The 26,289-nt window shown below is 55.1% G+C and carries 21 protein-coding genes and 2 pseudogenes; 18 read left to right on the top strand and 5 right to left on the bottom strand.

Annotation, left to right across the window (positions count from 1 at the left end; genetic code table 11):
- Window positions 1-143 precede the first annotated feature (143 nt).
- Both R8G34_07870 and R8G34_07875 read left to right on the top strand, forming a co-directional pair.
- On the top strand, window positions 144-332 hold the full coding sequence (locus tag R8G34_07870) for a DDE-type integrase/transposase/recombinase (GenBank protein MDW3222789.1): 189 nt from the start codon (window positions 144-146) through the stop codon (window positions 330-332).
- Complete coding sequence (locus R8G34_07875) at window positions 271-414, top strand: DDE-type integrase/transposase/recombinase (GenBank protein MDW3222790.1); 144 nt, start codon at window positions 271-273, stop codon at window positions 412-414. Before R8G34_07870 ends, R8G34_07875 begins: the two co-directional genes overlap by 62 nt.
- A gap of 190 nt (window positions 415-604) precedes the next feature.
- Here the strand turns inward: R8G34_07875 and R8G34_07880 are convergent, their stop codons facing one another.
- Window positions 605-1,270: a YafY family protein gene (locus R8G34_07880; protein MDW3222791.1), complete on the bottom strand. Its 666-nt coding sequence runs from the start codon at window positions 1,268-1,270 to the stop codon at window positions 605-607.
- Window positions 1,271-1,392: 122 nt separating this feature from the next.
- Between R8G34_07880 and R8G34_07885 the strand changes: the two genes are divergently transcribed.
- From R8G34_07885 to R8G34_07905, 5 genes are all read left to right on the top strand, one after another.
- Window positions 1,393-2,205 (top strand): isocitrate lyase/phosphoenolpyruvate mutase family protein, encoded by an 813-nt coding sequence (locus R8G34_07885; GenBank protein MDW3222792.1) that lies wholly within the window; start codon window positions 1,393-1,395, stop codon window positions 2,203-2,205.
- Between the two features lie 69 nt (window positions 2,206-2,274).
- On the top strand, window positions 2,275-2,457 hold the full coding sequence (locus R8G34_07890) for a hypothetical protein (protein ID MDW3222793.1): 183 nt from the start codon (window positions 2,275-2,277) through the stop codon (window positions 2,455-2,457).
- Entirely contained in the window at window positions 2,450-2,908 is a 459-nt protein-coding gene (locus R8G34_07895) for a hypothetical protein (protein MDW3222794.1), read from the top strand. The genes R8G34_07890 and R8G34_07895 overlap by 8 nt, the downstream gene beginning before the upstream one ends.
- Window positions 2,909-3,003: 95 nt before the next feature.
- Window positions 3,004-3,171 carry a hypothetical protein gene (locus R8G34_07900; protein MDW3222795.1) on the top strand — a complete coding sequence of 56 codons (168 nt, stop codon included), beginning with the start codon at window positions 3,004-3,006 and terminating at the stop codon, window positions 3,169-3,171.
- Window positions 3,172-3,346: 175 nt separating this feature from the next.
- On the top strand, window positions 3,347-5,407 hold the full coding sequence (locus R8G34_07905) for an EAL domain-containing protein (protein ID MDW3222796.1): 2,061 nt from the start codon (window positions 3,347-3,349) through the stop codon (window positions 5,405-5,407).
- A gap of 6 nt (window positions 5,408-5,413) precedes the next feature.
- Here the strand turns inward: R8G34_07905 and R8G34_07910 are convergent.
- From R8G34_07910 to R8G34_07920, 3 genes and pseudogenes are all read right to left on the bottom strand, one after another.
- Window positions 5,414-5,551 (bottom strand): annotated as a pseudogene (locus tag R8G34_07910) (IS6 family transposase).
- Window positions 5,552-6,215: 664 nt separating this feature from the next.
- On the bottom strand, window positions 6,216-6,890 hold the full coding sequence (locus R8G34_07915) for a GntR family transcriptional regulator (protein ID MDW3222797.1): 675 nt from the start codon (window positions 6,888-6,890) through the stop codon (window positions 6,216-6,218).
- Window positions 6,891-6,934: 44 nt separating this feature from the next.
- A complete protein-coding gene (locus R8G34_07920; GenBank protein ID MDW3222798.1) occupies window positions 6,935-8,011 on the bottom strand; it encodes an aromatic ring-hydroxylating dioxygenase subunit alpha in 1,077 nt (358 codons plus the stop codon).
- Window positions 8,012-8,211: 200 nt separating this feature from the next.
- Here R8G34_07920 and R8G34_07925 point away from each other — a divergent pair, with 200 nt between their 5' ends.
- From R8G34_07925 to R8G34_07955, 7 genes are all read left to right on the top strand, one after another.
- The gene (locus R8G34_07925; protein ID MDW3222799.1) at window positions 8,212-9,249 is read left to right on the top strand and encodes an aromatic ring-hydroxylating dioxygenase subunit alpha; all 1,038 of its coding nucleotides are present in this window, start codon (window positions 8,212-8,214) and stop codon (window positions 9,247-9,249) included.
- 39 nt (window positions 9,250-9,288) lie between these two features.
- Complete coding sequence (locus R8G34_07930; GenBank protein MDW3222800.1) at window positions 9,289-10,941, top strand: ABC transporter substrate-binding protein; 1,653 nt, start codon at window positions 9,289-9,291, stop codon at window positions 10,939-10,941.
- Window positions 10,942-10,961: 20 nt separating this feature from the next.
- Window positions 10,962-12,143 (top strand): M20/M25/M40 family metallo-hydrolase, encoded by a 1,182-nt coding sequence (locus tag R8G34_07935; GenBank protein MDW3222801.1) that lies wholly within the window; start codon window positions 10,962-10,964, stop codon window positions 12,141-12,143.
- 822 nt (window positions 12,144-12,965) lie between these two features.
- Window positions 12,966-15,026 carry a hypothetical protein gene (locus R8G34_07940; GenBank protein ID MDW3222802.1) on the top strand — a complete coding sequence of 687 codons (2,061 nt, stop codon included), beginning with the start codon at window positions 12,966-12,968 and terminating at the stop codon, window positions 15,024-15,026.
- A gap of 12 nt (window positions 15,027-15,038) precedes the next feature.
- Entirely contained in the window at window positions 15,039-15,851 is an 813-nt protein-coding gene (locus tag R8G34_07945; protein MDW3222803.1) for a hypothetical protein, read from the top strand.
- Window positions 15,852-15,891: 40 nt separating this feature from the next.
- Window positions 15,892-17,904, top strand: a complete 2,013-nt coding sequence (locus R8G34_07950; GenBank protein ID MDW3222804.1) for a hypothetical protein — start codon at window positions 15,892-15,894, stop codon at window positions 17,902-17,904.
- The gene (locus R8G34_07955) at window positions 17,901-19,886 is read left to right on the top strand and encodes a peptidoglycan-binding protein (GenBank protein ID MDW3222805.1); all 1,986 of its coding nucleotides are present in this window, start codon (window positions 17,901-17,903) and stop codon (window positions 19,884-19,886) included. The genes R8G34_07950 and R8G34_07955 overlap by 4 nt, the downstream gene beginning before the upstream one ends.
- A gap of 240 nt (window positions 19,887-20,126) precedes the next feature.
- Here the strand turns inward: R8G34_07955 and R8G34_07960 are convergent.
- Window positions 20,127-21,056: pseudogene (locus tag R8G34_07960) on the bottom strand (transposase).
- Between the two features lie 427 nt (window positions 21,057-21,483).
- Here R8G34_07960 and R8G34_07965 point away from each other — a divergent pair.
- From R8G34_07965 to R8G34_07980, 4 genes are all read left to right on the top strand, one after another.
- Window positions 21,484-22,173: a TetR/AcrR family transcriptional regulator gene (locus tag R8G34_07965; protein ID MDW3222806.1), complete on the top strand. Its 690-nt coding sequence runs from the start codon at window positions 21,484-21,486 to the stop codon at window positions 22,171-22,173.
- A 68-nt stretch (window positions 22,174-22,241) separates the two neighbouring features.
- Window positions 22,242-23,771, top strand: a complete 1,530-nt coding sequence (locus R8G34_07970) for a DUF1254 domain-containing protein (protein ID MDW3222807.1) — start codon at window positions 22,242-22,244, stop codon at window positions 23,769-23,771.
- 529 nt (window positions 23,772-24,300) lie between these two features.
- A complete protein-coding gene (locus R8G34_07975; protein ID MDW3222808.1) occupies window positions 24,301-24,579 on the top strand; it encodes a hypothetical protein in 279 nt (92 codons plus the stop codon).
- Between the two features lie 916 nt (window positions 24,580-25,495).
- On the top strand, window positions 25,496-26,161 hold the full coding sequence (locus R8G34_07980) for a DUF1045 domain-containing protein (GenBank protein ID MDW3222809.1): 666 nt from the start codon (window positions 25,496-25,498) through the stop codon (window positions 26,159-26,161).
- Window positions 26,162-26,289 lie beyond the last annotated feature (128 nt).

Here is a 26,289-nt window from a genome sequence, read left to right on the forward strand (position 1 = left end):
ATATGGATCGATCTACCATCTTCCGATGGGTGTAAAAATTTGGTCCTGAGTTATCCAAAGGAACCGAAAAACACCTAACGCGCGCAAGCCTGAATTGGCATATCGAAGAAACCTACGTACGGGTTGGTGGGAAATGGCGGTACTTGTGGCGCGCAATTGATGCAAACGGGCAGTTGGTTGACTTTCGACTGGCAGCGCGACGAGACGCTAAGACTGCCAAAGCCTTTTTTAAAGGCGATTGGAAGATTGCGTTTACATCAACCAATATCAATCTGCACCGACAAAGTACCAGTTTATCGCAAGGTAATCCGCGAGATCTATCACGTTTTTGATCCGCTCTGTGATTCCACCGCTCATATCGACCGCAAGTATCTCGACAACCGCGTTGAGAGTGAGCATGCTGCTTTAAAATGATAATTGGATACCGCCACAGTTTCCGATCACTGCAATCTGCGAAAGCGACGCTAGCGGCAATGGAAATAATCTGGAGGATCAAGAAGGGCCAGATTCACGACGGAGCATTAAGAGGCGTATTAAACAACTTCGAACCCTTCGTAAGACAAATCCTGCGCAGCCTCTGGGTTCAGGACGAAGAGATGTGGTTTCATAACCACTCTGAATAGCCTTTAATCCACTCTTGACGCATTCGATCTCCTTCACCCCGGAACCTCTCGGGTAGGATGTCATACGACGAAATCCGATCTGGCCGGAAATGTCGGAAGTCACGTCTGAGTTCGCACCAAGCGGCAAGGACAATGGCTTCAGAATGATAGGCGATGGCAATCGGCAAGATGGTTCGTTCGCTTTTTTGATCATCGACATTGGAATAAGATATTTTGAGCTTTTGTTCCTCACGGATTGCCTGTCGTACATCGGACAAGTCTACTAACGAAGGCTCGTCCGCCCCCCCGCTTGAAGCAAATACTGTGCTGCTGAGCGGCGTGGCATCGGTTAGCTTTTGTGCAGCACTGCGCGCGGCCCGTTTAAGCCCTCTGTCGCCTGTTCTGGTGATCATTGCCAAGCCAACGGTTATTGCTTCCGCTTCTTCTATGTCGAAATTTATAGGCGGCAAATCGAACCCGGTTCGCATGATATATCCGACTCCCGCCGCCCCCTCGATCGGAATCCTCAGCGCCTGTAGGGATGCAATATCGCGGTAGACCGTGCGTTTGGTAACTTCCAACTCCTCCGCTATCTCGCGTGCTGTGCATGGTCTGCGAGCGTTGCGAAGCAACTGAATTATTTCAAACATCCGAACAGAGCGACCCATTGTTATTTTTCCTAGAAATGACCAAGGTTTCGGCAAATGCGTGAAGACTGCTGACACATACATGTCAGCATCAAGGTGCTAAAGATACAATGCTGAAGCCCGCAAGCATAAGGATAATCCGAATGTCGCAATCCTTTCGTAATCTGCACGCACGCGCAAACCCGTTCATCTTGGCAAATGCTTGGGACAAGGGCACCGCTTGCTTGTTCGCGGGGCTTGGCGCAAGAGCGCTCGCAACCTCGTCTGGTGCACATGCCTTCACTTTGGGGCGGCCTGACCTGGGAACAGTTACACGGGACGAGGCGCTTGCCCATGCTGAAACAATCGTGTCGGCAACATCGCTTCCTGTGTCAGGGGACTTTGAAAACGGATTTGGCGATGCACCTGACATCTTGGAAGAGACGGTCAAATTGTCGGCGGAAATTGGGCTAGCGGGTATTTCGATTGAAGACATCTCCTATCCAAACACCCAACCCTACGATTTTGAACGAGCGGTTGAACGCATCAAAGCTGCAAGCGCTGCAGCGAGAGCGCTGCCAAAGGATTTTGTCCTCGTCGCGCGCGCTGACGGCTTTATGAACGGCCTTTATGATTTGGATGAAAGCATCAGACGCATTCAAGCCTTTGAAACTGCTGGCGCGGATTGTGTTTATATCCCTTACCTGCAAAATCTGGAGACGGTCACAAAAGTCTGCAGCAGTGTCTCAATACCTGTGAATGTCGGGATCAGTACCGTTGAACATATATCGCTACAGGAATTCGCGGACGCTGGAGCCGCGCGCATTTCTTTGGGAATGGCGATGGCGACCGCCACGCACACGATCTTGCACAACCTTTCCACTAACATATTCGAAGACGGAAACTTTGCGAAACTCGGCGACAACCTTTCTTACGAAACCATTGATCAGTGCATGGCAAAGGGGCGGACGCGGTGACCACATACACCGAACACAGTCTGATACACTTGGCCTGCATTGCCGATCAGAGCGATGGGGAAACGTCTGATGATCAAGTACTACTATCCTGATGGAACGCATTGCTATCGCGCGCTTCACACTACCCATGCAGTGTATCGCTCCGACGATGGCAAGCTGATCGCGCGAGCTATCAAGCCAGACAATACTGAGATGTATGAGTTTGAAATCGCGGGCTTCGAGTTGCTCAAAAACGGAGTGCGCTATGACTAAAACGGAACATGAACTCGATGGATTTGATATGGCACCCGCTGTGCTTGAGCGTGAGTGGGTCGTTACAATTGATACGCCGACTGGTGGAGTTGAAGCAGTGGTGGCAGCACTTGGAAATGCGTTGCCATTGACCCAAGGTCCCTATGACAACTGCATGTTTGTGCGGGAGGCTGGCTATCAACGGTTTCGTGCGATGGAAGGTTCACATGCCGGTGCCGAAGGAACCATTCAAAATACCGCGGCACAGCAAATCGTGTTTTCTTTACCTTGTGATCCAGCGCTTCTGCGTAAGGCCTTCAACGTCATCTTTGCAGTGCATGTGAACGAAGAACCGACGATACGTGTCGAAGAAATCTGGGGAAGCCGTTCGAAGCTTCTGGACGATAAAGACAATCCAAACCGATATTGGAACCGACCTGACGCCGAACAACTTCATGGCGACAGTGTTTAGCTTTGATCGGATGACGACACATAGCGTGGGATCTTGTGCCCTCTCGCACCTGACCCTAACAACCTTATCAAGACGTATTGCGACGCAGCGGCGGAGTGAGCCAGCTAAGTCGCCCGCTTGGCGATCATCATGTGGCCGTTACGGACTTTGACGAACCTCTTAAAGAACTCGAAGCCGCTGTTGGTGAAATACGCACTTTTGGAGCAGCCGTGCGGGAGCGGTTGGCGCAGATCACAGAACGCGGTTGGCAGAGTGACGAATAGTCCGACGCGGTCGCAACTACGCCAGTTACCGGCTGAATCATATACCAGCCCGTGATGCGGCGTCACAGCTACAAAACCAATCACAAGGTATTTTGTCTAATTTTATGTAGGTGGCAGAAAGCGAACAACGGCTTCTCAACCACAATTGTCTACCAAAGGCGACAAGGGAACAACAATGGATATGCTCGCGTTGGCTTGGTTGAACGAAAAGAGGCTGCGGATAATTGTTTGTTTGCTCTGCGCCATAGTTGTCGGGGCAGTATATTTTCTCGCCTACAACTACAAAGTCATGAAAAGTGAGATATCGCAGCGCCAACAGCTGATCGATATGACAAATGCCTTCACCAGCGCATTTTCGATGCATCGTGATGAAGACAATCTCGTCCCTGCAACATTCCGCCGGATCGGGATCCAGGAGTTCACAGACAACGTAAGAAGCAGCGCAGACGTACGCGCAAGTGCATCAACGATGCGCATGCCCGGCACACCGGGATTAGAATTGGAAACCGTTGAAGAAGACCCACGCATCCGCGCGATCATCACCAGCATGGCCGACACAAATGCGGCAAAACCATATAATGAACACCTCTGGTCAAACCGACAGTTTATAGGCCGAACGATTGTACCCTCGATTGCGTCCTCCAGCAGTTGCGTTGAGTGCCACAACGCGGCACTTGGCCAAGATATCTACGACGTTGGCGATGTGATGGGCGCATTTGTTGTGGAGACAGACCTGACCAGCGTAGTGACGCAAGGAGCTGCTTATGCGATTGCAACCGCACCGCTCGTTGGTTTCCTTGTCTTTTTTCTGATCACATCGCAAGCCAAACGGTCCGCTAAAACTGTTACTGCGTTGCGACGCCAAGTGACGGCAGAGCAGAAGCAGCGCAAGGCTGAAGAAACCGCAAAATTTCTTGCCTCACACGATTCGCTAACGAATTCAGCCAATCGGAACATGTTTCATGACCAACTCGAAGCGAATATTACACAGCTGGATAGTGGCGAGGCAGCAGATGTTGTTATCGCTTTGATTGATCTGGACGACTTCAAACTGATCAACGACTCCATGGGACATGATGCCGGCGATGCGGTTCTCGTTACCTGCGCGCAGCGTTTGCGGCGCTTGATAGATCAATTCGATGGCTTGGTAGCGCGTTTTGGTGGCGACGAGTTTGCGGTAGTTGTGGCTCCAAGATCGGTTGAATTTGACGTCGCTCTACTGGGGAAACAGCTTGTCGATACGGTGCATCAGGACTTTCAGTTTGGGAAATCCGTCATTCGACCCGACTGCTCGGTTGGTATCGCACAACTTTCGGCGATCGATGGCACTGACATTGCCGCTCTAATGAAATCTGCCGATATGGCACTTTATGCTGCCAAAGACGCCGGTAAGTCGTGTTTTCAGGTTTTTGATGAACCTCTGCGGGCCAAGATGGGGCGAAAGATGGCGCTGATCTCAGAATTGCCTATCGCACTTGCCAATGGCGGAATTCGTCCAGTTTTACAACCAAAGATCGACCTGCGAACGGGTGATCTGATCGGGTTTGAAGCCCTCGCTCGCTGGCGCCTCGAAAACAAGGAGATCCCCCGCGCAGAATTCATTCCCTTGGCGGAAGAGTGCCGTCTGATTGAACAAATCGACTTTCAAATTATGCAACAGGCGGCGATCTTTATCACACGAGCGTCTCGAACTGTTGAAAACCCGATCAACCTGTCCGTGAACGTGAGCACGATAGATCTGCGAAACTCTGATTTCGTGGAGCAGGTTCTGGATGTCCTTTTGGTAGCGGGTCTCTCGCCCTCACATCTCACGCTCGAAATCACAGAAAGCGTTTTCATGCAAAATTGGGACCAAGCGCGTCAGACTTTAATGACTCTTCGCAAGGCGGGCGTAAGCATCGCCCTGGATGACTTTGGGACGGGCTACTCGTCCTTGTCTTATGTCCTGGAATTTCCGTTCGACGAGATCAAGATTGACCGCTCTCTCGCGAAAGATATGACTAGGATCGAGCAAAATCGGGGGATGCTCGCTCATCTGGTACGTATGTTCCATGATCTGGACAAAAAAGTGACCGTAGAAGGTGTCGAGACTTGGGAGCAAACGCGGCTTCTGATGGATATCGGAGTTCATGCGGCCCAGGGTTTTTACTTTGCTGAACCCCTTGAATTAGATAAAGTAATGGCGCACCTGCAACAAATCGGCGTTGGCGATCCCATCACTAGCAGAGCTAGATAGTCGACTAACGCCACGTTCTGAAAACAGATCCTCAACATCCGCCGTACTCAGCGCAAACCGATGGTATGCCCAGACTGCGTAAGCAATGACTTCACGAGGGTAACGAAAGCCCTTCAGGCGCGCCATTGAGGTCGGTATTTTCATGCGCCACCCCGTAGCCAAGTCACAAGGATCAAACAACTTGGCAATGCCTCTCAAGCGCTTGAAGCCATTATCGCAGATCCGAGTAACCGAGCCAGATTTCGTCGCTGCTGAAATTGTCAAATATTTGGAGGCAGCGCTTGCACAGTTTCGTAGCGTTGCCGAAGATTTGTCAGTGACCACTGAGTAGGCATAGTCTACTCTTATCGATGCCAACAATTTAGATGTAATCTTGGCTAACTTTTCGGATAGAATGATACAAAGGTTTAGCGCCATCTAAGGGTTTTGGATTGGGCCGTTTTGACTAAGGATAATTTTATTGCTTGAGCGCTGTCGACGTGGGTACTGCGCGCCCTGACTAAGCTCACTCCAAAATTGACGATCCCGATGAGATTGGAAACGAGTGGCGTTCGTTTGCAAGATATAAGATTGACAAGCTCGAAAAGGCTTGTCCGCCTTGGTTCGCAGGTGGGTTTGGACACCTAGAATATGTTGCTGACTTTGAATAATGGGCGCGAAATAGATGTTTCACGAACAATGCCCGACGAGCGGCAAACAATACAAAGCTCACATTGGCAGATCTAAATAAAGCTAAAGTGACCTAGTGCGGCCGAGTGCCTAGCGGTCCAGCATTAATCTTGACCCTGAAATGATATGGCCAACTGTATTACTTGCGACCGTTGGCCCGGATGGACGGCGTGCCCAATTCGGCCCAATCCCATCGTATGTCTTGAAGCAGGTGCCGCCGGATCCCGCTAGCGCGATTTTTGTGCAGGGCGTCAAGAAGGGCAAGGTGCACATCAGTCCAGGCCGGATCTGGATATGAGGTTTCCACCCCCTGTCTGAGCGATGGACCAGTCTGCATCCACAGTTGTTCGATCAGCGCAATCATGTCGGCATTGCCGCACTGGCGGTAGATCAGGAAATGGAAGTGTTGGTTCTCGACCATGTAACTATCAAAGTGCTTGGCCATGATCGTCTCGTGAACGCGGTCGACACAGCTACGCAGCTCGACCATCTGATCCGCGTCTATAAAAGGTGCTGCCAGGGTTGCCGCCTCGCTTTCCAGCAGTGCGCGCAAGTTGAACAGGTCTGCGGCACGTTTCTTGTCAAGTGCCGGAACAACGTAGGACTTCTTGACCGAACTGCTGAGCACGCGCTCCGAAGCCAGACGCTTCAACGCCTCGCGCACTGGCATGATGCCGGTGTCCATCTCGACCGAGAGTTTCCGTAAAGAGAGTTTCTGATCAGGCAGAAAGGCACCGATCATCAGCCGTCGCTTCAATTCCCGATAGAGCGTTTCCGCCTGGGTAGGTTCGGGAAGGGAGGTCAGCAGCGACATGCGGTGCATCTTGCCCGATGTGGTCTGCTTTGCAAGCGGCAGGATCAGGTACCCAAGTGGCGCGCCATATAGGAGATGAAGTCCCGGATCGTGCCCTCGTAATCATCCGGTGCCAGCGGGCCACCCAGATAGGTGCGGGTCTTGAGCGCCTGTTGCAAGGTTTCGAGTTTCTCCTTGTCTTCAGAATTGAAAGACCGACAAAGCGCCACATAATCACGCACCTTGCCGGACTTGGGATCATCCTCCAGCCCGGTCACGCCCCAGCGTATTTTCACCCGGTCCGCGCCGTCAGGCCGCAGACACATGAAAAGGGTGAAATTTGTCGCCATCCCCACCACAAGGTTGGGATAAATACCAAACATCGGCGAATTGGCGCGTTCTTCTTCTGTCAGGTCCGGGTGGAACGGGCCGCGCGGTGGATAGGAAGGGTCGTAATAGGCGTGGTAGCCGGTCCAGCCTTCGCCGTTTTCCATCTTGCGGCAAAGCTTGGTCGGCGTGATGGGATGCAACGTGTGCAGATGCGTCGCACTCAGGTGGTAGCCTTCCATGAAGTTCTCAAAGAGCGTCTTCCAATTGCAAGCCCAGCTGTCTTCTTCGATGAACGCCAGAAAACGGTCCTCTGGATGGTAATTCTTGACAATCTGGTCAAGGCCGCCGAGGCGCTCGGCCAGCGGGGTGGCGGTGCCGTCTAGATTGACGAAGATCCAGCCCTTCCAAATTTCGCTGGCGAACTCCGGCAGCCCGCAGCGCGACTTGTCAAAGCCCGATTGCCCCTTCATGAGCGGTGCCGCGACCAGCGCGCCCGTCGTATCATAACTCCAGGTGTGATAGCGGCAGATGAACTTGCGGGTGTTGCCTGTGCCTTCAGCCACGCGGTTGCCCCGGTGGCGACAAACGTTCGAAAGCACCCGCACCGCCCCATGCTTGTCGCGGGTGACAATCAATTGTTCATCTAAAAGGTCGGTAGTGAAGTAATCACCCGGGTTCGTGATCTCTCCGACATGGCCGAGACACATCCATTCGCGGCGCAGTACCTCTTCTGTTTCCAGTTCGAGGAATTCTGGCGATGTGTAGAATTCCGCCGGCATCGCAAACCCGTCTTGGGCCGCGATGTCGCGCAATTCACTCAGACGTACACGAAGGCTGTGCACGGTCCCTGATCGCTGGTCCAGCATCACGAAAATCCTTTGACACGAAAACTCAACTGTGATCACAGTTAGCGAGGTTTTTCGCCTTTGGCCACCCAAAATTGTCGGTCTGGACGGACAGCGGAACCGCGAAAATGCACCGCTTGCGTTGCAGGCGATCTGGGGAAGACACGATGTTTCTGAGAAACGCCTGGTACGTTGCCGCCTGGTCAGACGAAATCACCGAAACCCTGCAGCCGGTAGTTTTGCTAGGTGAGCGTATTTGCATGTTCAGGGACACAGGCGGACAGGTTGTTGCGCTCGAAGACGCCTGCCCCCATCGCAAGATGCCACTAACAAAGGGCCGGCGGAAGGGCGATACCGTAGAATGTGGCTATCACGGGCTGACGTTCAACGGCACCGGCCAATGCGTGAAAGCTCCCGGTCAGGGCGGCATCCCGTCGAATGCAAAAGTGCATGCCTATCCGGCGGAGGAACGTTATGGTCTCGTCTGGCTCTGGATGGGCAACCCGGCTCTGGCAGACCCGTCCGAGATTTTCGACATTCCCGAATTCGACGATCCCGCCTGGGGTATGAACCGGGGCAAAGCATTGGAGATCGATTGCAACTACCTCTACGTCACCGACAATCTATTGGATCCCACCCATGTCGCCTGGGTGCACCAATCGTCTTTCGGGCAGGCGGCGACCGAGGACACGCCGCTGCGCATCACCAAGGCGGAGAATGGCGTAACCGTCTGGCGCTGGATGATGGATGTTGAACCCGCGCCATTCTACAAAAAGATCGTGGAGTTCGATGGCAATTGCGACCGGCTACAGCATTACGAGGTGCGTTATCCCTGTCATGCGATCATCCGCGCCGTTTTTGTCCCCGCTGGAGCGGGCGGCGACGACGCGGAATCGCACACACAGGCTTTTGTGATGAACAGCTATAACTTCATGACGCCCGAGACCGAGGGGCGCACCCGCTACTACTGGTTCCAGACGCGCAATATTCGCCCGGATGACGCGGACCTCAGCCAGATGATGAGCGACGACGTCAAACATGCGTTCGAGGAAGACCGCGAGGTCCTGAATGAGGTCCAGAAGGGGATGGCGCAAAAGAAGACACCTCACATCGACCTTCCCATCGACGGCGGTCAGCTGCGGTTCCGCCGCCAGTTGGAGGTGATGATCGAGCAAGAGCGCATCGCCGATGCAGCACTCGCTTAGCGCGTGCAAGACCTAGTTACATCCAACGGGAGTAGACAGATGACATTGGAGAAGAAAGCGCATGCCGCAGCGGAATCCTGGGCGGCTGAATACATGGACGGGCAAATGGGTCGCCGCGAATTCTTGTCGCGTGCCACGGCGCTTGGCGTGTCCGCCGGGGCGGCCTATGCGATGCTCGGCTTGAGCGCGCCCGCGCAAGCCGAGACTGCGGCCAAACAGGGCGGCACCATGCGCATCTCGATGCCGGTGCGCGAACTACGCGTGCCGCGCATGTATGATACGGTGGAGATGGGTAACCTAACGACTGGCGTTTTCGAGACGCTGGTAGAGTATCAGGCTGACGGCAGCTTTCGACCCATGCTGGCCGAAAGCTGGGAGGTCAACGAAGACGCCACCGAATATACGATCAAGCTGCGCGCGGGCGTGAAATGGGGCAATGGCACGGATCTGACGGCGGAACAGGTCGCCGCCACCATCGAAGGATGGTGTGACAAGACAGTCGAAGGCAATGGTATGCCGAACCGCGTCGGCTCCCTGATAGATGAGGAAACGGGCAAGGCCGCCGAGGGCGCAATCACCGTGGTCGACGCCCTGACCATCGTCCTGCGACCGCGCATCTCGGACATCACGCTGATCCCCTCGATGGCCGAATACGCAGCCCCCATCGCACACCCCGATTTCGACCCCTCGGATGTCTCGACCGCCATTGGCACCGGACCCTTCCGGCTGGTGGAACATGAAGTCGGTGGCAGGCTGGTGATCGAACGGAACGCAGATGTCGCGTGGTGGGGCACAGAGGTCTATGGTGGCCCCTACCTTGATCGGTTCGAAATCATTGACTACGGGACCGAAATGATCTCTTCGATCTCCGCCGTTGAATCCGACGAGGTGGATATTCTTTGGCAATCCACTGGTGAGTTTATCCAGATCCTCGATGATCTCGGCTGGGCCAAGTCCGAGACCATCACCGGGCAAACAGTTGTCTTCCGCCCGCAGCAGGTGGCCGAAGTCGACGGCTCCCAACCCTACGCCGACGCCCGTGTGCGTCGCGCGCTGGCCATGGCAATTGACAACGCGATTATCCTTGAGCTGGGCTATGCCGGGCTTGGTTCAGTGGCGGAAAACCACCACGTCGCGCCAATCCACCCCGAATACGCAGAACTGGATCCGGTGGTTCATGATCCGACGGCCGCAATGGCGCTGATGGAAGAGACCGGGATGGCGGATTTTGAGCATGAGCTTGTCTCCATCGATTCTGGTTGGATGAAGGACACCGCAGACGCAGTCGCGGCGCAGCTGCGCGACGCTGGCATGACCGTGTCCCGCAAGGTTGTCCCGTCGGCTGCCTACTGGAATGACTGGAACAAGTTCCCCTTCTCCAGCACTGATTGGAATCACCGCCCACTGGGCATTCAAGTCCTCAATATCGCCTATCGCGGGGGCGCGTCCTGGAATGAATCCGGTTTCAACAATGCCGAATTCGACAGCCTGCTGGATCAGGGGCTGGCCATCGCCGATGCGGACAAACGCCGCGAGGTCTCAAGGCGGCTGCAGGAAATCATGCGCGAGCAAGGCGTTGTGATTCAACCCTACTGGCGCAGCTTGTTCCGGCATTACAAACCCGAAGTGGTTGGTGCAGAAATGCACCCGACGGCGCAGATATTTCCTTACCGGTTTGGCTTTGCGGCCTGATCGCATGGGGTGCTGAAGACGTGCAGGATCTCGACTCCGTTTTGAAGTGGCTCGACCTTCTGGTAGCGGTCGACACCACTCCAGGACGGGGCAACGCCCAGATCATTGACATGATTCTGCAGCATCTCGCGCCGCAGGGCATCCGGGTTATCCGCGTTCCTTCTCCATTGGGAGATGCCGATGGATTGGTGCTGAGCGCAGGTCCGGAGGTGCCGGGCGGGTTGATACTGTCTGGGCATCTCGACGTTGTGCCGGTGCGGGCCCAGGATTGGGCCAGCGATCCTTTCCGATTGACAAAAGTAGGCGACAAGCTGTTCGGGCGCGGCACCTGTGACATGAAAGGTTTTATCGCCTGTGCCCTTGCGGCACTTCAGGTCCATAGCCGTGCCCTTCCCGACGTCCCCTTACATATCATTCTGTCGGCCGACGAAGAAACCAGTTGCAGGTCCATCGAAACACTGGTGGATGCGGCAAAATCCCAACTGCCGCCGGTGCGGGGTGTGCTCGTGGGCGAACCGACGATGATGGTCCCGGCCAACCGACACAAGGCATCCGCGACCCACCACGTGACGATCACCGGGCGCGCCGTGCACGCCAGCCTTGCGCACCGCGGCGCCGATGCCGTGGCTCTTGCAGCGCGGCTGATTACCTGGCTCGCCGAAGAAACTGCCAGGTCAGCGGCATCGCCTGCCGGGTCGGGCTTCGATCCTGACTACGATCTGCACACGGCAACGCGGATCGAGGGTGGCACGTCACTCAACACCGTTGCGGACACCTGCAGCTTTGACTGGGACATGCGGTTGGTGCCGGGGAGGTCGATGGTAAGCATCACCGACCCATTCGATGCCTTTTCCAGGACGCAAGCGGGCGTGGAAGCGAGCGTTGCCAGAACCTGCACGGCTTTCTTTCCTGGGCTCGAACCCCGTCCACCTACGCGTCTTGCGGACAGCCTTCTGGACGCCTGCAGTGAGGCGACCTTTGCAAGCCTTCCTTATGGTACCGAAGCAGGTTTTTTTCAGACGGCCGGGTTCGACACCTACGTTTGTGGCCCCGGAGACCCGCGCGTCGCACATCTCGCCAACGAATGCATCGACCTGGAGCAGTTGGCAACCTGCATCAGGTCGATCTCCTACCTGCTGTCAGTTTCAGGCAATGGCTCAAGCCCGAGGCCAGATGTGGAGAGTGGCTTTGAAATAAGGTGAGGGAACATCCTGTTTCCCCTCCGTTGTTACGACAGTTGTCACTTAGACCGCGTTGCGAATATAGCGCAGGCCAATGTCGTCCCCTTTTGGTCATCAAATACGCTGCGCGGCTTCGCTGAGAGTCTTGTACTATCATAACGGCCCCTCCGTTTGTTGGATCCAGAGAATAACCAGAAGTTCTGTGCGCATTTGCCCCTTTCAAAAGCCGGCGTTGTCGCGCCTTGGGGGCATTCGCAAACAATCGAGAGAGGAAATAAGCGTCGCGCGGGTCGCCCAGCCCGATTTTTTTGGGCTAAGGAAATGGCGCGCGTTTTGGGTTCATTACTCACTTTCTGACCCTGGCATGGTGCCAACATCCGCAATAGCGCCAACAGAGGGCTCTTGGCGTTTAACGACCGCTATCGGGGCAAGAGCTATTCTTCTGGCTGAATCGATTTTTCATGCCCGCAACTGGCGGCAGAAATTCGAGATTCTTGACTATTTAGCAAATTAAAACAATGGTCTATGATATAAACCACTTTGCTTCTGCAGATAAAATTCAATCCCAGATACTTAACTTGATAGCACCGAAAACGTATTTGCTAGCGAACAAAACGACGCGCAAGCCAGCGCGTGGGGTCGAAACGATGGCCCAAGGTTTTTTGGACAAATTTTCGTTGACCCAATGATGAAACCATTTGTCTCAATTCGATGCCGTTTGAAGGGCATTGAAAGTTGTCCGGCCTGCAGAATTCGGGAAAAGAATTGATTTCGCGGCATACGGGAGTTAACATTTACGAATTGTTGAGAGATTTTATAACGAGCTGAATATTGACCGTACCCGTGACATTGATCCCGGTGGCTATTTCCGCACTGCGCAGCCTTGTTCACCTACGCGGGCGGGTTATCGAGATACGTGACGTCGAACGTATTGATGATCCTCTGCCCCTGCTTCTGCCTGCTTTGCCGCCGAATTTGATCCGAAACCAAACCAAAGATCCAGGTGACATGCAGAAAGCATTCTCCCAGGATCCCGTGTTCCGCGCAGCCCTTGAAGCACGTGGCCTTCTCGATCAGTTTGACAAGTTTCATGCCAATCTGGACCCGCAAGATGGCGGGCCATTGGAGCCGGAACGCCACAGGGATTTGTTCTGGCGGTTCATGGGGCTTTACTACCAGATCAGCGATCAGAAGGCCGGACAGGAAGACACTGAAATCGGACCGGGACCGTTGGGTATCGACCGTTTCATCGTGCATTCCAGCGTTTCCGGTGACAGCACATCGGGTCTGCGCATCTTGCGCGTTACGGCAGAAACCCTTGTGGAATTTCTCGGTGACAATGCGGGGGTATTCCTCGCGGGATCCTCAAACAAACTCGTCATTTCGAGTATCTTGCGTGAGTTCGCTTCGCGCAGTGATATCGAAAATGACACGCCTAAACGGATCCTAAAGGTCCTCGTGGGTTCAGTTGCCGTCGCCGCTGCGGAAAACGGACAACACATTTCGGACAATCCGGCGGCGGCGATGCTTTTTTCCTCTCTGGGGCGCGCGCGCACTGAGTTCGGGGATGACTTTGTCGCTCGCATTGTTTCGCATGAAGGCTTCACTGCAGTTGTTTCTGACTGGGCAGGCAGCCTGATGGAAGAGCCGTATCTGGTTGAGCTTCTGGCCGACATGAAGGGGTTGGACGCGGGGTCCTATGACCCGGCAGACCCGACGACTTTGCCCGCACGCCTGCAATTGGTTTTTGGCGCCCTCAAAAATACTGTGGGCGTTATTGGCGATCACGTTGGGACGGCTGATGCCTTGTCGCGCGAAGACGTTTTCAGAGACGTTTTTGGCGCCGTATTGAGCGGGATCACACAGAATTCGCGCGCGGTCTTGCAAGATGAATTGCAAGGCGACCGCTTTATGGCTTCGCTTCTGCAAGCTGTGATCGCAAACATCTCGCGCACCGGAACCCTCGAGAATAACGACCTGATTGCGCCGGTTTTCTCCACTCTCATGGGGACGTTCGCGAAAATTATTCCCGAGGTGGCACAAGATCGCGCCCTCGGTCGCGCAGAACAGATCCTTGTGCAGTTGGCTGCGCGCATACAGTCACCCGATATGCAGGCGACACTCACAGAACTTGAGCGCTTTGGCGGCGAGAGCTTCGCGCGCGGTTTGATGATCGACCTTTTCTCTGCCGCGCATGCGCGGGCAGATGTGTTGCGGGAAGGCGAAAGCGAGCGCTCACAGGCAATTGCCGCCACATTGCTTGGCCAAATACCGGGTCTATTGCAGACCGGCCTGAACCGGGAAGGAACGGTTCGGGTCGTCAAGTCTGTTCTCGGACAGATGTTCCCGGCTGACAGCGCCGAAGGCGCGTTCGTCTTTGAAATAGTACCACAACTTACGGATATCGTGAAAGCAATTGGCGATGGGCGCCCTACCCCCGAACCAGAATTGATCGAGAACGCGATGGGCCTCTTGATCCAACGGATCGAAGGCGACCGTCCTGTATGGCAGCGCCTGCACGAAGCCGGACATTTGCCCATCGTGATCCAAACCATCAGCAGCGTTCTGGCTGGAGAGGATGTGCCTGCGCATCTGTCATCCCAGACTCTCCTGGACATCGCTGACGAGGCTTTGGGCGGTTTTGCAAGTCACGGGCTGACGATCTCCGATCTGGCCGTCCTTGCCGCGGATCCCGAAGCGTTCTTGCGCGAAAAGATACGAACGTTGCTGACGCAGGCCCTCCACGCTGCCGTTGAAAAGCTGGGGCGCGAGGCGCGTGGCGACGACATGCCAAGGATTATCCGCAAAATCCTGCGCAAGGCCTTGAAAGTGCGGAATTTGGAAAACCTGAGCGATGCCGATCTCGCCGCAGCCATTGATGAGGCCCTGGCAGAACGAATTTAAAAAGAGGATGCTATGATACGGATTTTGATATCGATCCTGATGACCCTTTCGGTCGCCAGCTGTGGTGTTCCTCTCACCACGCAGGACCGCACCCGCATCAGCGCCTTGCAGGCCACATATGATCGCGACTTTCGCGAAGCCATTGCGGCGGACGGGCTTGATGTCGGTAAAGAGCGCTTTTCCCGCACACTTGCCGCCCTGCCTTCAGAAACAACCGGACAGAGCGACGCGTTGACCGGTTTCTATACTTTGCTTGAGGGTATGATCTATTTGCAAACCGGTCAGTTGGGCCTGGCGCAGGCCATCGCGCCAGAGGTCGCGGCGGCGGCAGACAACCTGAATACAGACGGGATAGAGCGGCGAAATGTTATTCTGGCAAACAACTATGCAGCACTCGTGGCCGGACGCAGCGCAACAGCCAGCCTTGCGCAGCTGACAAGCAACAGCACCGAGCAGCAAGCCCAACGCCTCGCCATTGTCCGTGACATCGAAACCCGCACAGAGGCTGTGTCGCGCAGGCTCTGCCGGGCCGGCAGCGTCGATGAAGGTGCCGCGGTGGTAGCGGCCTATCAGGCGTCTTTTCTGGTTGAAGCTGACCGGGCGCTGGCTCAGGCGTGCATCCCAATACAGACAGACGCCGCAGCCTGCGCCGGATTTCTGGGCAACCGGGTCCAACTTCAGGACGCCCGTAACCTGATGGCGGCCTTCGCAGGGTCGATTTCAGGCACGTCGCAGATCGCTGACATCCAACGTCAGATTGAAAGCGACCTTCTCCAGTCTCAGGACGGGCAGCCATTGGCCGCACCGGACGATCCCTGCAAGTGAGCCTGGGGGCATAACGATACAGAAGCCAAAGGAACATCAGATGGAAACGCCAACAGAGCTCAAACAGCGCCTCTTCAAAGAAGCGCAGGCAATGGTCTTTTACATCGCTGCACGCGGCATCGACAAGGAAATGCCCAACGCCTCGCTTATGACTTCTCTAGACCTTCCGGCAGATCAGCGAGAAACTGTGTCCTTATCTGAGGTGCTGGCCTTGCACCAAGGCCTTGCACGCGCGGTTGCCCCGGCCTTTCCTGAAACCATCGAGAAACTGCACGAACACCGCGAGCAAGGTGCATGGTGGCGCAGGCTCGCGCCGCTGAACTCGATCCTCGGGCTGATCGTATCAACCATCGCTTTGATCGTTCTGTTTGGATGGGGTCTTTCGCAAACCAGTCATGTCGACCTGCAGGAAAGCTATTTCCAAGCGCTCAACGAGGTGTACGCCACGGGAGGGACTGCAGCAACAGGAGCTAGCCTGGCTGCGGATGCGTCATCAAACGTGAGACGCGCCGCCGAGGTCAACTCGATGAAATTGCCTTACTTCCAACCGGTTATTGAGTACCTGCAGGGCAAATGCCGCCTTAGCATAGAAGAACTGGCAAGCGCTGATCAACGTGTCAATCAAACGGATCCAAAGTTGGAATTTGACGATGCCATCCGCAATCACGAGGAGCACTGTCAGACTCTGCGCCGCCCCATACTATTACGTATGTTTCTCTTCTTTGGAGCCCTTGGCATGTTGGGCGCGGCGTATTCATCCATTTATGACAGCTTCAGCTATATTCGCGAAGGGCGATATGACCTGCGTCTGGCCTCCACTTACTATGTTCGCATCCTGCTGGGTGGTTTTTCAGGTGTCCTGCTGGCCGAACCGTTGAGCGACTTTCTGGAACAGGGCGTTTTGTCCTCTGCGCTCCTCGCATTTGTCGGGGGGTTCTCGGCACAGCTTGTCTATGACCTGCTTACGAAAATCGTCGATTCCGTGGCAAACATGTTCCGGGCAGACCGACGCAAGGAAGTTCAAGGTATCCTTGCCCAAGCCGAATTGAACGCGCGCAGCATCATCTCCGAGGATGATGCAACCAAACGACACGGCCTCGCCACCGTGTTGAGCGAAGCGCAACAGGAACCAGATGCAGAAAAACGCGCGAAGAAAATGCAGGATGCGATCCTCGCGATGCTTTCTGGCAATGCAACTGGCGACCACGTGCCAAACGCCACAGCAAACACAACCCATGTGCTGGGCGCGTTGCGCGATGTCACATGGCTGGTAGAGTTGAGCCAGCACGTGGCACCAGTCCTGCCGGACGCCTCACCGGATGCGGCGGGCGCTGCGACAAAGGCGCTCTCAGCGGCGCGTCTTGCCATAAAGAACGCGCAAACGGAGCAGACGCCCGAGATCCTAACCAAGGCCGATGCAGCACTCAGCGCCGCACGTGATGCCGACCTGATTACCACAAATGTCCAAAACGGCATTTCATCGCTTCAGAAGGTTCTGCAAGGGGATGCGCTGACGGGCGTAACCAAGGGGGCTCTCGTGGCCGCGTCGCTGCTTGATGCAAATCAGATCATGCGCTGGCATTACGTGGCTTATGGTGCCGCTGAGGCTACAGGCAGTCTGCTGGATGGGGTCGCTGTTGCGGAAATCCGTGCGGGACTGTCAACACCTTCAGGTCAGGAAATCCCGGCCACAAGTCTTCTGGAGCAACTGCGAGCCGGAGGGGCGGACGGCGTTTTTGATGCCGAAGGCAACAGCTTCCCAGACCGGGGTGCCTTTGATTCCGCTTTGTCAGGCTGGATGGACACAACTGTACGAGAAGTCCTGACCAACGACATCCGTGACCTCATCATCCCCGAGATAGACGTCCCCTTGAGCGCGGGTGCGTTCGTTGAAGCGTTGGCGCGTATCGCGCCCGACGAAAGCGCGCGAGGTGGCTTGCAGTTGCTGGAACTCGTCGGCAGCGGTGTTTCCGAAACCAGCGCCCAGAGTGATTTTCGCACGCATCTCCTGACGCTGGCCACGTCCAAGCTGAATACGGAGGCAATATCATGAACGCCGCATTTTCCCGCACGTTGAGGTACAAGCTTCCCATGATGCAGGGAGGAGATGTCCGCGCTCTGCAGGACGCGTTGGTTCTGCAGGGTATCCTGCACCACGCCGGCGTGGATGGTCTGTTTGGTCCGGGAACCAAAAAGGCGATTGCATCTTTCCAACGCCAAAGCGGCCTGGCTGTCACTGGAGTTGCAGACGCGCAGACATTTGCCGCATTGATCGGCGGTCGACCGCCTGATGTGGACTCTGTTGCGCCTCAACCCGGACTTCCTGCCACGTCAGCGGGGCGGAAAATCCCGACAAGCTGGATGCCCGCAGCCCCCATGACACGTATCATTTTGCACTGGACCGGGGGCACTCACTCGCCAAGTTCCTCTGAAAAAAAGCATTACCACATCCTGATCGACGGTGAAGGTGAACCGCATCGCGGCAAGCTCCCGATCAGCGCGAACGTTCCCCCGCTGCGCTCAGGTGCCTATGCAGCACATACTTTCCGAGCGAATAGTCATTCGATCGGTGTTTCGCTTTGCGCCATGGGCGGAAATGCCCGCGAAAACCCGTTCCGCTCCGGGCCTTTCCCGATCACGCGCGCGCAATGGGAGATGCTGGCGCAGGTCGCCGCCGAACTCTGCCTGCGCTACGGCATTCCCGTCACGCGCAAAACCGTTCTGGGACACGGGGAGGTCCAGAACAACCTCGGCATAGAGCAAAATGGCAAATGGGACCCTCTGGCACTGCCCTGGGACCCACAGCGCCCCTATATCGAAGTCGGCGATGGCTTGCGCGCGCGCGCGCAGGAAATCTTGGATGCCTTGAAACATCCGATGTCCGTGAGCGCACCCCCCTTGGATGAGGAGGAAATCCCGCCCTCAGAAACGGTCACGTTGGATGGTGTACCTTTGCGCGGCGCAGCGATTGATGGTCGCATTTTTCTGGATATGGCGCATTTGGTTGAACACAAGGGCTGGCCTGCGCCCTTGATTGATGTGCAAAACATGTCGGCAACGATAGCGACGCCCTCGGTGCGCTTCGCCATTGTGCAGATGAATGACCGCGACGGCTTCACACGCCACTGGATCGAAGCGGCTGAGGTCAGCGAGCGGCTCGGCATGCCCCTGCGCGAGGATGACGCAGGCGATCTGCATCTTGCGAGCATTCCCGACGATGGGCTTCGGCGCGTCATTGTCAAACGCGGCCAAACGCTGGGACAGATCGCGCAACAACACCTGGGTGATCGCACAAGATGGCGCGACCTGCTCAGCGAGAATGGCGACACGTTCACTGAAGATACCGCCCGCCGATTGAGCGTAGGACAGATTGTCATTTTGCCCGATGGCACTAAGCCTGTCGCACGCTCGGGGACCCCTTTGAAACCCAAGGGGATTACCGACATCGCCCAGAAAATCGCGCGACTAGAGGGGGGTGGCACTTCCATGCAGCAGACCCGTGCGAATGCCGTCAAAGCCATCCTGAGTGCGTGCCAATCCCAAGAGGTCAATGACTTGTCACATCAGGCCTATATTCTCGCCACGGCCTATCATGAAACCAATCTTGGCCAGTTCATGACCGAACTCTGGGGGCCCACTAAACATCAGAAAACCTACGGCTCACGCCTTGGCAACCGGAGTGACAAAGAAGGTAGACTTTACCTAGGGCGCGGTTTCGTACAAATCACCGGTCGCCACAATTACGGCAAATATGGCGAGATCTTTAAGAAAGACTTTCTGTCGGATCCAGAACAGGTTGCAGATCCGGCTGTAGCAGCAGAAATCCTCGTCCGCGGGATGAGCGAGATCGGATTTACGGGCAAAGGGCTTCTGGCGGATTTGGGTTTTGATGGCGATTTCGACTGGTTTCGTGCGCGAAGCCTGATCAATGGCGATATGAACCATCGCGGAGATGATCGCTATCCGGGCCTGAAAAAGGGAGAAGGTATTGCGAAAAAGGCCCGCAAATACAGAGAGATCATTGCGACAACCTGAGCGCTTAAAACCCCCAAGAACGAAGTGTGCCGATACCTCTCGGTTTGGATAGGTCGGCAAGCCTCTGAAGTCAGGCAATCAAGACTGAGCCTGGCACCGTGCGCGTCAGACCAGAGCCAAAACGCTAAAATAGCTTGCAGAGATAGGTATTGGCAGGTCTTGCGTTCCGCAGACGACGAATACATCTGCGCGCAAAGCGGCAGTGAACGAGAAATACCAAAGACTTCCCTATTGCCCCGCTTAGCTCCCGCATTCACAACGGAAGCTCGCATGTCTGCATTTCATGCTCAGGGCGCTGATTTGGACAAGCGTGTCAGGCGCAGAGCCCTGCAGTTGCCCAGGCGTCCGGCGCATTTCTGCGGGCGTTTGACTGCCCGGCGATGGGTGCGGCCTGACGGCATTGTCGTGCGATCGCCACAGCGCCGGTTTGCGCCGGGCATCATCCAGACTGTCGAAGAGCGCATCGTTTTCGCATTGCGCAGAGTGCCATTAAATGACCCGATGCAGGCATTCGCTGGGGCTTGCCCCGGATCGATGTAGCGCCATTCGACATCGTCATCTTTGACCCATTTCAGGACCGCCCGACCGATGGTCTCTATGCGGGTGACCGACAGTGCGGGCCGAAGCGTTACAGGCCCGAAGAAGCGCATCCAACGCGCGTGTGACGCGGGCAAGCATCCCCCCGATCCGGCAGTACTCAAATCGGCGGCGCTTGGCTGCGACCGCCTTCATCTTCGCTCTATTCTCGGGGGTGTCCGGCGGGCAATCACGCCGAACAGTTTTGGGGATCGACAGAGACAAACCGGCAGTTCCTGCGCCGCAAGATATCATGCGACCGCATCGCACCGGCGCCCATTCGGTCAGCATCGCCTGTCCGTGCCTGGCAGATCCTGCGCCGCGAGATTGTCCAGCATGGAGGCGTAGGCACCAGCATGAGCATTCGACATTGTCGCTTAGATAATTGACGCAACATTGTGTATCATTCTTATCCTGAAAAGACTTCAGTTTAACCGCGTCAGAAACGCCCGTACTCCCGTACGCCGATTTGCATTTATGGAACATACTCGGACTGAGGCCGTGCTTTCGGCCAACCTCCTCGGTTGGCATAGCGGCTTCTCGTTTATTGGATGTCGCTATGAATTGGGCTTCTGTGAAATGGCTCTTCCGCATTCGCTTGTTCTTTAAAAAAGGTTGAGCACGCTCGAGTTCAGATCTGGGGAGTCCGGGCTCCGCGCGGTCTTTGCAGGCATAGGCGACATCCGTCTGACATGGCGACGATAAATGGACCTGCTTAAAACGCCCGTCGCAGACGAGCCGTGCGCGCAAATACTGATCCGTTTCAAAGTCAAAGCGAAGTGCCTAAGTTATGTTGCATTTCAAAGTTGTGACTCTCCGGCGTTTTCAATGCTTTGCATCTCTTCGCTTGCGTTGGTTTTCTTCGCACCCAACCAAGCATGATTTTCCTCTCCCTTGAGTCAGACCCGTTCAATAACTCGCCAGTCAACTCAGTGTGACCTGCGCTTGCCCCCCTTTCTTTTCTCGAAGGATGCAAAGGCACAACTGGAAGATGTGGCACCTTCCTGCTATATCTGACACCATGTCAGATAGAATCAAATCAGACTTGCGCCGACAGGCCGTGGCGGTGAACGTGATGTCGCCAAGCAAATCCTCAGTGACCCAATCTGCAATTCTTAACGCCGCCACGCGGTTTCTGGAAAACCGGCAGTTTCGCGACCTCACAGTTGGTATTCTCATGCAAGATGCGGGCTACAGTCGCGCCACGTTCTATCAATATTTCATCGACCTGCACGGTTTGATGGAAACGCTTCTTGATCGGATCAAGGGACAGATCATTGACGGGGCGCAGCCTTGGCTCATCGGTCAAGGGGATACAGTTGCCAATCTGCAAGAAAGCCTCCGGGCCTTGGTGGATGTGGGTTACGATCAAGGATTCATTCTGAAAGCCGTCGCGGATGCATCAGCCAGTGACGCACGACTGGAACGTGTCTGGGAGAGTTTTCTGACCTCCTTTGACACATTGGTCAGCGCGCGTATTGCGAAGGATCAGGCGGCGGCGTATACGACGAAATTTGATCCAAGCCCGGTTGCGCATGCTCTCAACCGAATGGATGCAGCCGTGCTGATCAGCTCTTTCGGTCAGAACCCCAAAGCAAACAAAGACGTCGTCTTATCGGCAATTTTGCGCATCTGGATTTCAACGCTTTATCCGCAACACGCTGGGAAACTCACCAGCGTCGCAGGGCCGCAACCGATGGAGCAACCCTGAATAATTACACCCCGGCAGGAGACACATCACCAGGCCGGACCAACGAGAATCAAAAAAAGGGATAGGAAATGAAGCTGACAAACAAACTGGCCATAATTGCCAGTTCAATTGCAATTTCGGGGATCGCGTTCCCGGCAGGGGTCTGGGCCGAAGATCCGCCGATCATGAAAATGACCACGGAAATTCCAGATGGGATCACTACGCCCGACGATATTCAAACCCAGTTGGGCGAACTGAGTTTCTTTGATGGCGTACCGGATGACCCGACAGCGGATAAAATCTATAACTTGCTGGACTTCACCCATGCCTATCAGGGATATCTGGACGGTGTGAAAATCGCCTCCATGGACGCCATGCGACGCGGTATCCTGACGTTCGGCCCCGCCAATACGACCGTTTTGCAATTCGCCAATCTGATGGATTCAAAAACCCTGTTTCTGACACCAAACACCACGAGCGTATATCAAACGATGTGGCTTCAACTTGGTGACGAACCAATGGTGATTGAAACGCCACCGAATGTGCTTGGGTTCTTGAACAACGCCTGGTTCAAATACGTCAGTGATTTTGGCAACCTTGGACCTGACGAAGGCAAGGGCGGCAAGTTCCTGATTGTCCCGCCTGATTACGAAGGTGACATCCCACAAGACGGGTACTTCGTCGTCAATACAAACACTTACGGGAATTGGGTCCTATGGCGGGGGTATCTGGAAAACGGCTCTACAGAGACTGCGATCAACGCGACGCAAGAAAAGTTCCGCGTGTACCCGCTGTCTCAAGCCGGCAGCCCCCCGGACATGACCTTTGTCAATGTGTCCGGAGAGGAATTCAACACCATCCACGTAATGGATGAACGCATGTTTGAAGAGATCAACACTGTCGTTCAGGCCGAACCATTGATGGGAGAAAATCCGGAATTGCTGGGCCATCTGGCCGCCATCGGGATCGTCAAAGGCCAGCCTTTTGATCCAAACCCGCGGATGCATGGCATCCTGGAAAAGGCTGCATCAGCCGGTGCGGTCACCGTAAAAACGTTGATTTCCAAACCCCGTGATGACCGCGCCTATTGGTATCCGGGCGAAAGCTATTGGCAGAACGCATTTCCCGGCGGTGCCTATACCTGGATTCTGGACGGCGTGACCTTGCAGGATTTCCGCGCCTCCTTTCACTTTTACGCCACCGGTATCACACCGGCGATGGCGCTCAAAATCGTCGGGAAAGGGTCGCAATACGCCCTCACATACCGCGACTCTGACGGCAATGCGCTGGATGGCTCAAAGACCTACAAGTTGAACGTCCCTGCAAACCCGCCGGCAAAAGACTTCTGGTCCTTTACACTCTATGACAATCAGACCCGATCCATGTTGCAGACGGACAAACAATTTCCGGCGCTTGGAAGCAACAACGCAAATCTGCGTCAGAACGAAGACGGGTCCGTAGACATCTATTTCGGGCCAGAGGCGCCAGAGGGCCAGGAACACAACTGGCTTCAGACCGTTCCGGGCAAAGGATGGAACACGATCATGCGGCTCTACGGACCGCTTGAACCATGGTTTGACCAAACATGGCGCCCTGGCGAGATCGAACTGATCGAGTAGTGAGCCTCGCGAAAACGGGCGGGCCATGTTGCGTGGCCCGCCTCGGTTCAAGAGATACCGGCACGCGAACCAGGCGTCTGGCGACGATCCAGCGGCTTGTTTGCATATGTCAGATTGATTTCTGCTTTGCATAGCGGTCACATGCGTTGAGGAACCTGCTGGACCCGGCGCAATGTTCCGCCAGCCAATGCCGCGCTTGAAAATGGAAGTCAGCAAGGATCAACAGCAAGTGTTTTGCGAGATCTGCAGAGTGGGTTTGCTCGCTTCTAAATGTGTGGCGAGAAGTCAGGCAAAACCCGGGACCGTCTGCCCCGCAGTTGATGTGTTCCTTTCCTCGTTCCTGTGCATCTAAACTTAAAACGCGCGATCACGGTTTAGTAACCATCATTAAAGTTCTGACCTCTTTGGTCAGGCGAAATAGACACGGCAGTTTCATGTTTTTGCAATTTCGTGTAAAAAAGGAAGTTAGTTGGGAATATCTAACAAGCCTAATACGTATCTCAATTGTAATAGGTATGGAGTTAAGTTCATGACATCAAAACTTTTGGCATTGGCCGCGTCTTTAATGCTTGGCGCATGCGCGACTATCAGCAGTGAAACACGCACGCCCGCATATCTCGATGGCGGGTTATATCATGGCGAGCGTTATGACATCAGACAACGTTTGGTGGACGGTCCACGAGGGACCTATGAGCAGACAAGCGTCGTTTACAAAGGTCTGTCCAGTCAATGTATTTTTGACAGCCCCAATGACTGTGAAGCAGCAGCACGCCAACTCATTGATGATTACAACGAGTTCATCTTTTGAGCCAACGGGTCGCTTTTGCCCGATTGCGAACGTTCAAGAACCTGTTGGGCATTGCGTAGGCAGGAAATCAGGGAGTGCCATCTGGTATGCCGCTCCCCGTTAATCGAATGAGTGGTTTGGCGTCCCTGTTGTCTTCGCTGGTGATAGCAGACGTCGCACGCCGGATAGTGCGCTATGGAAGCACCAGATCGGTGGCGCGGGGGATCACAAATCGTCGAACCAAGACGCCAGTGGGCAAGGCATGCGTATTGGCAAGCCAGTCTCTGACACTGGAGCCATCCTGCACAGGCGCAAGACGGCGAGCAACTTTATCTAACAAGCGGCGGGTGGACGTTGGGTAGAACAGATCAAGATAGGACTGCCCCCGGAATTACGGCGCACCCGCAATAAACTGATCGGTCGCTAAGGGCTCAATCGAGCAGGGCCGCGATGCTGCGCGCTTCAAACCCAGGGATTCGGCGGCCGTTCAGGGTCATCCTTCATCCATCGCCGATTTTTGGTGCGTCTTTGCCTCCACTCATAAAACGTTGTTAGGAGCGGCCGAGACCCGCGCGGCGCAAAGGAGAACCACTGTATGCTGATTTGGCTACCAGCGCCGCGGCAGAAAGCTGAGCGCGTTATGCGCCGTGACGACAGATCCGCGAACGGCAAGGGCACCCCTTGCGGGATCGGTGTCTGCATATGGATGCGCCCTTTGGCAAATGCCCCAGCTCAACCTTGATTTACTCTCTGGGGAACGGTTGCGACCGGAAGCGTCCTCTCGACAGCACACATCAAAGCCGCCGAAATATAGTCGGAAAACTATAAGCCGTTGCCGGTGGTCGCGCGATTTTGCATTTCCCCATTTTTTTTGAGATGTCATTGCCATGTCACTTTCAATTGAAAAACGACGCCGCATGCAATGGAAATGAACGCGATGAATTTCACACGCTACGGTATTTACTTTACACCGCGCTCCGGTGCTTTTTCTGATGCCGGGTCCGCGTGGCTCGGGTGGGACCTCATCAACGGCCAGGTCGGTGAGATGCATGATAACGACATCACCGCACGCCCGCGAAAGTACGGATTTCATGGCACCATCAAACCGCCTTTCAGCCTAAACGCCGGAACTCATGAAGCGGATCTGAAAATGGCAATCATTGATCTATGCGCAACCTTGGAGCCCGTCGCTTTGGAAGGGTTGACCCTGTCGCGAATTGGCTCTTTTCTGGCGCTGACCCCTGTGGGCGACGTACGTGAACTCGGCCGAATGGCGGCACGCGTTGTGCAGGAACTGGACCATTTCCGTGCGCCTGCCAACGCGGATGAAATCGCGCGACGGAAGAGCGCCAAACTCACACCGTTGCAAGAAGAAAACCTGCGCAAGTGGGGATATCCTTATGTCATGGAGGCTTTCAAGTTTCATATGACACTTACTGGACCGCTGCCAAATGCGCTGGTTGGCAAAGTCACAGCAGATGCAAACGCACATTTTGCAGATCTCCCGCCACGACCGTTCCTGATCGACAGCCTCACCCTCGTGGGTGAAGCCGAAGACGGGATGTTTCGCGAAATCCAACGCTACACGCTGAGCAGAAAGTAGGGCGGGCGAAACATACAACCGCAAAGGTCGTGAGACCACCACGGCTAACAAACGGGCCCTAAACGCGCCGAAGCTAGTGTCCGTAGATGGTTCCAGATCTGCGGCGGAAGGTCAGCATAAGGTTCAAT

Source organism: Paracoccaceae bacterium (assembly GCA_033344815.1).
In the GTDB taxonomy this organism is placed as follows: domain Bacteria; phylum Pseudomonadota; class Alphaproteobacteria; order Rhodobacterales; family Rhodobacteraceae; genus Roseobacter.

Excerpts from the sequence above, each read along its gene's own strand:
- R8G34_07925 (MDW3222799.1), top strand. The coding sequence starts at position 8,212 with ATGTTTCTGAGAAACGCCTGGTACGTTGCCGCCTGGTCAGACGAAATC.
- R8G34_07980 (MDW3222809.1), top strand. The coding sequence starts at position 25,496 with ATGAATTTCACACGCTACGGTATTTACTTTACACCGCGCTCCGGTGCT.
- R8G34_07945 (MDW3222803.1), top strand. The coding sequence starts at position 15,039 with ATGATACGGATTTTGATATCGATCCTGATGACCCTTTCGGTCGCCAGC.
- R8G34_07975 (MDW3222808.1), top strand. The coding sequence starts at position 24,301 with ATGACATCAAAACTTTTGGCATTGGCCGCGTCTTTAATGCTTGGCGCA.
- R8G34_07930 (MDW3222800.1), top strand. The coding sequence starts at position 9,289 with ATGACATTGGAGAAGAAAGCGCATGCCGCAGCGGAATCCTGGGCGGCT.
- R8G34_07970 (MDW3222807.1), top strand. The coding sequence starts at position 22,242 with ATGAAGCTGACAAACAAACTGGCCATAATTGCCAGTTCAATTGCAATT.
- R8G34_07950 (MDW3222804.1), top strand. The coding sequence starts at position 15,892 with ATGGAAACGCCAACAGAGCTCAAACAGCGCCTCTTCAAAGAAGCGCAG.
- R8G34_07885 (MDW3222792.1), top strand. The coding sequence starts at position 1,393 with ATGTCGCAATCCTTTCGTAATCTGCACGCACGCGCAAACCCGTTCATC.
- R8G34_07880 (MDW3222791.1), bottom strand. The coding sequence starts at position 1,270 with ATGGGTCGCTCTGTTCGGATGTTTGAAATAATTCAGTTGCTTCGCAAC.
- R8G34_07895 (MDW3222794.1), top strand. The coding sequence starts at position 2,450 with ATGACTAAAACGGAACATGAACTCGATGGATTTGATATGGCACCCGCT.
- R8G34_07890 (MDW3222793.1), top strand. The coding sequence starts at position 2,275 with ATGATCAAGTACTACTATCCTGATGGAACGCATTGCTATCGCGCGCTT.
- R8G34_07965 (MDW3222806.1), top strand. The coding sequence starts at position 21,484 with ATGTCAGATAGAATCAAATCAGACTTGCGCCGACAGGCCGTGGCGGTG.
- R8G34_07915 (MDW3222797.1), bottom strand. The coding sequence starts at position 6,890 with ATGTCGCTGCTGACCTCCCTTCCCGAACCTACCCAGGCGGAAACGCTC.
- R8G34_07905 (MDW3222796.1), top strand. The coding sequence starts at position 3,347 with ATGGATATGCTCGCGTTGGCTTGGTTGAACGAAAAGAGGCTGCGGATA.
- R8G34_07955 (MDW3222805.1), top strand. The coding sequence starts at position 17,901 with ATGAACGCCGCATTTTCCCGCACGTTGAGGTACAAGCTTCCCATGATG.